The sequence below is a fragment of the Agreia sp. genome (assembly GCF_964263775.1).
In the GTDB taxonomy this organism is placed as follows: Bacteria; Actinomycetota; Actinomycetes; order Actinomycetales; family Microbacteriaceae; genus Agreia.
Window position 1 is genome coordinate 1 of the sequence record NZ_CAXVWM010000118.1, and the last position, 5,362, is coordinate 5,362.

3 protein-coding genes are annotated in these 5,362 nt (G+C 70.0%); all 3 read right to left on the minus strand.

The window, feature by feature from the left end; translation table 11 throughout:
- A partial coding sequence (locus ACE5CZ_RS08915) for an FtsK/SpoIIIE domain-containing protein (protein WP_374946973.1) occupies positions 1-3,370 on the minus strand: 3,370 nt, incomplete at its 3' end.
- Positions 3,371-3,373: 3 nt separating this feature from the next.
- A complete protein-coding gene (locus ACE5CZ_RS08920) occupies positions 3,374-4,141 on the minus strand; it encodes a hypothetical protein (RefSeq protein ID WP_374946974.1) in 768 nt (255 codons plus the stop codon).
- Positions 4,141-5,362 (minus strand): serine/threonine-protein kinase (locus tag ACE5CZ_RS08925; RefSeq protein WP_374946975.1); only part of this gene is annotated, 1,222 nt, incomplete at its 5' end. The genes ACE5CZ_RS08925 and ACE5CZ_RS08920, both read right to left, overlap by 1 nt.

Below are 5,362 nucleotides of genomic sequence, written 5' to 3' on the forward strand. Positions count from 1 at the left end.
CGTTCGGCACTCCGGCGATGCGTCGGTACTCCCCGATGCTGCCGGCGCGAACGGCCGAGTAGCGGGCCGAGCGGTCGTCGACAGTGTCGCGCAGCATCCGAAGCAGGCGGATGACGCGCTCCTCGTCGTCGCCGTCGATGATGGCGCCCACGTGGGGCAACTCCTCGAGCATGCTGAGTCCGCTCGACCCGAAGTCGAGGCCGTAGATGTGGATGGGCCCGCCGCGGGGCGTGATGGCGGCGGCGACCGCGATCGTGCGCAACGTCGCGCTCTTGCCCGAACCGCCGGTGCCGTAGACGGCCATGTTGCCGTCGCGGTCGGGCTCGTAGAACACGGTCGGCTGAATCTGGTTCTCGGGCTCGTCGATCACGCCGAGCAGCAGTCGCTCGTCGGTGCGCGGGTTCGGCAGCAGCGAGAAGTCGTAGACGGCGGCGAGCTCGTCGAGCCAGGGCTTGCGCGGGTCTGGAATGTCGGCGCGTCGCGCCGCCGTACGAATGGATGCGACGAGTCGCGCGATGTCGTTCGGCCCGGGGTCGGCGGTCTCGACGACCTCGACCTCCGGCACCTCCCATCCCGCTCCTGCGCCGAAGTTCATCTCGCTGATGTCGATGCGCGGGCGCGGCGGCTCGTTGGTCGTCCACCCTCCCGCGTATCCGGTCTGAAACGACGCGAGCCGGCCGGGGCCGGTCTTCGCAGCCCCGCGACCCGGAATCGACTGGTCGAAGTAGGCGGCCATGGGGGTGCCGAGAATGTCGGAGGAGTCTTCGGCGTCGGCCATGCGCAGCGCGATGCGCAGGTTGGTGTTGGCGCGCAGGTTGTCTTTGATGACGCCGGCAGGGCGCTGCGTGGCGAGGATGAGGTGCAGCCCGAGCGAGCGGCCGCGCTGGGCGACGTCGACGACGCCGTCGACGAACTCCGGCACCTCCTGCACGAGCGCGGCGAACTCGTCGACCACGATCAACAGGCTCGGCGGCGTCTCAGGGTCGCCCGTCTTCTCGAGCGAGACCAGGTCTTTCGCCTTCTTGCGGTTGAGCAGGTGCTCGCGGTAGCGCAGCTCGGCGCGCAGCGAGGTGAGGGCGCGGCGCACGAGGTGCGGCGAGAGGTCGGTGACGAGGCCCACGGTGTGGGGCAGTGCCACGCAGTCGGCGAAGGCGGCGCCGCCCTTGTAGTCGATGAAGAGAAACGTGGCGCGGTCGGGGGAGTGCGCCGCCGCCATGCCCAGCACCCACGACTGCAGAAACTCGCTCTTGCCGGCTCCGGTCGTTCCGCCGACGAGGGCGTGCGGGCCCTGGTTGCGAATGTCGAGGTAGAACGGCTCGGTGCCACTGTGGCCCACGAGGGCGCGCAGCGAGCCCTCCTTCTTGCGACGCACGGGCGGCGAGCCGTCGCGCAGGGCGATCGAGTTGCTCTCGCGCCAGCGCTCGACCACGGCATCGGGCTGCTCGGCGAGCTCGGGGCCCACCAGCGACAGGTACGACACCGAGCGGGGCAGGTCGGACTCGTCGTCGATCGGCGATCCGACGTCGACGACCGGCGCGAGGTGGCGCGCGTAGCGATGCGCTGCGTCGAGCTCTACGGTCTCGCAGGCCACCGGGTAGGTGTGCTCGCCGAGGCGAACCTGGCCCACGGTGCCGCCGGCGGCATCCGAATCGACGCTCACGAAGCTGCGGCAGGCCGCCGGCAGGTGGGCGATGGATGGCGCGGACCACACGATGTGCACGTTGGCATCGGCGCCGCGCTCGGCGAGGCGGTTGAGGCGGCCGCGGTCCACGGGCGCATCGTCTTCGATCACGACGATGACGGCGGGGGTGATGGGAAGTGGAATGTCGCTCTGGTCGTCTTTCTTCGGCGGCAGATCGGGGCTCTCGAGCGCCCCACGAGCGCTGGGTGCCCCGCCCGTGCGCTGGGCGACGAGTTCTTCGAGTCGCGACAGCAGGGCGAGGCCCGATCCGGGGTTGTCGGCGAGGTGATCGCCGGCGAGCGGGCTGTGCGGGGAGCCGGTGTGCGGTATCCATTCGAGCCATTCCCAACTCTCGCGCGAAGCAGGCGAGACGAGGGCTGCGACCACGAGTTCGGCGGGGGAGTGCAGCGCGGTGAGCTGGGCGACGACTCCGCGGGTGACTCCGCGACGCAGCTCGAGGCTGCCGGCCACGCCGAGGGCTCCCGACTCACGCAGGTCGGCCACGATCGGCACGTTGTCGATGAGCGAGAACTTCTCGGCCACCTCCTCGAGCTGTCCCCAGAACTCGGGGAGGCTGTCGTTCGACTGCGGCAGCGTGACCACGTCTCTGCTGTGCGCCGTTCCGAGGCCGAGGCGCACGGCGAGAAAGGCGCCGTGCTCGGGCCGGTGCGTCCACAGCAGGTGGCCCAGTCGGTGGGCCGACTCGAGGCTGTCACCCACCGAGGGCGACTCGCCGAGCCGCACGGCGCGCTGGAGGCGCTGGCGCTCGTGCAGCTTGTCGACGAAGGCCGTGAGCGACGAGGCGAACTGCTTGATCGCGTCTTTCAACTGACGACGCGCCGTGAGCTTGTGATCGATATAGGTGCCGATCATCAACAGCGGGCTCAGAGCGATGAAGACCACGCTGAGAGCGCTGCGGGTGAATGCGTAGAGAACGACACCCATGATGAGCGGGGCGATCAGGGCGACGATCGGAAAGCGCTGCGGCTGCGGGCGTTTAGGGGGCTCGGGCGCCGGGTACGTGTCACCGGGATAGCGGGCGACCACACGCGGCGAGCGGTTGAACTCGATCACGGGGGTCGACGGAGCGGCTCCGCCGAGCCGCTGCAGGGGAACGACGCAGAGCGCGGTGTCTCCCAGAACGACGACGTCGGCCGAGCTGAGCGCCGTGCGGGCGACCTGCTCGCCGCCCATCAACAGTCCATTGGCCGAGTTCATGTCGGTGATCTCCACCGTCTCGCCCACGGTGATGCGGGCGTGCCGTTTGGAGATGAGCGAGTCGGTGAGCCGCACATCCACGCCCCGCTCGCGGCCGATGTAGCTGGTGCCGAACGGCAGCGCGAACTCGGCTCCGGCATCCGGGCCCGACAGGATGCGCAGGGTCGCCGCCGCAGCTCCCCGGTCTGAGCCGGGCGCGTTGTAGTCGTCGCTGTGCTGGCGGATCTCGATGGTCGAGCCCGAGCGCACGCCCGAGTCGAGCAGATTCGACTGCGGGTCGAGCACCCGGGTCTGGCCCGACGTCTCGGTGACCTGCAGCGTGAGCCGGGGCGGTGCGACATCGACGGTGTTGTTCGGATCGGCCGTGTACAGGGCCTCGGCGACGTTGGAGACGCTCGTGGTCGCATCCGCCGTCACGGCGACGTTCGTCGAGGTGCCGCCGCCGCGCTGCAGTGTGAGTTTGATATGCATGGACTAGCGGGCATCCTTCGATCCGGCGGCCGCTGGTGCCTGCGGCGTGTCGGCGGTGTCGTCGTCGAGCGCGGGAAGGTCGGCCGGCGTCACGAGTCGCGACAGCACCGCGTATTCCACGAGCCGGGCTCGCCGGTTGGTGGCGAGGGCACCCACGCCCCCGCGAAGGCCGTCGACGCCCTGGCGGCTGAGCTTGTCGCACACGTTGTCGAGCTTGCGGTTGAACCGGCTCAGCACCCAGCCCAGGCGCTCGGCGGCCGCCGCAGACGACGGGATCTCGCTGGTGCCCGTTCCTTCGCGCTTGAGCATGGACTCGGAGAGGGCGAGTATCAGCAGCCACTGCGAGCGCGTGAACGTCACCGCTCCGACCGTGGTGGTGCCGTCGCTCGACGAGACCGGCTTCGAGTCGACGAAGGCAGGGGTCGAGGTGTGCACCACGAACTCGTAGGTCGTCGGGCCCGCCGTGAAGACCACCGAAGTGAGTCCGAAGACCACGGGAAGCCGGGCGCCGGGCGCGAGCCACGCCTGCATCGAGCCCGTCGCATCCGAGATCGACGCCGAGAGTCGCGACCCCACGTTGATGAGCCACCACAGGCCGTCGATGTGGGCGATCTGCAGAAAGCGGCGGTGCAGATACTGGTTGTCGTCGATGTCGAGGTCGGCGTCGCGGCCGATGTCGAACGGCTTGGTCTTATCGAGGGTGAACCACTCGCCGCAGTACTCGACGCTGGCGTCGGTCGTCGTGGATTCGGTGGTCGTCAGGTCGGTCATCAGGGTACGCATCCCGTCGCTGGTTGCGAGGCGCGCCCGTCGGTTCGCCGCACGCTCACCTCGATGCATGTCTTCTGGCCCTCGGCCGGCACGACCGTGACGGTGGCGTCGGTCGTCGACGAGAGGATCGTCTCGGTTCCCGCAACCAGCAGTCCCCACTGAAAGACGTCGCCGTCTTCGGGCTCGGGGTTCGACCACGTGAAGACGATGCCGCCCTCGCCGGGCGCTCCCACGACGCCGACCGGCGGCGCGACCGTGCCGCCGGGGATGACGTCGATCGGGTCGACCGGGTCTTCGGTCTCGACGGCCGCGGGGCTTCCGCCGCCCGCGTTGATCGCGAAGATCGTGCCGCCCACGGCGAGCAGCACCACGAGCGAGATCGCTCCGATGAGAATGGGCAGCCTCTTCGACCGGACCGGCTGCGGCGCATCGGCGTACTCGGTGGGCCGGGGCGCGCGATGCTGGGTCGCCTCGACCGCATCCGGCACCAGCCCGGGGCCCTGCGCGAAGGCCGGGGCGTGGATGCCGACCGGCAGCACGGGCGGTGCGGTCGGCGCGGTCGGCGCAGCTGTCGAGGCCGCCGCCTGCGGCGGGCGTCGGTTGGCCGTGCCCGCGATCGGCGCCGTCGGGTCGATCGTGACGATGCCCCGGATGCGCGTGTGGCCGTCGTCTTCTTCTGCCTCGGCGGCCGACGGAAGCGAGTCGTCGAGCACGTCGGCGGGAGTCACCGAGAGACTCAGCTCGAGCTGCACCTTCTGCAGGGCGCGCGCGAACTCGAGGGCGGAGCCGAAGCGGTCGTCTTCGCGCTTGGCCATCGACGTGGCGAATAAGTGCTCGAGCGAGTCGGGAACATCGGCCCGTCCGGTGCCCGACAGGGGCGACTGCTGGATGCGCGTGATCAGGTCGAGGCCGCCGTTGCTTCCGCCCACGACCTCGAACGGGCTGCGACCGGCGAGCAGCGTGTACACCGTGGCGCCGAGGGCGTAGATGTCGCCGCCGGGGCCGCTCGACGAGTTCTGCCCGAACACCTCGGGCGGCGACCACGGAATCGACATGCCCACGGCGGCCTCGTCTCCGCCACCGACCATGGTCACCGAGATGCCGAAGTCTGTCAGCGCCGGGCGGTTGTATTCCGTGGTGAGAATATTGGCCGGTTTGATGTCGCGGTGCAGGATGCCGGCCCGATGGGCGGTCTCGACGGCGCCCGCCACCTGGATTCCG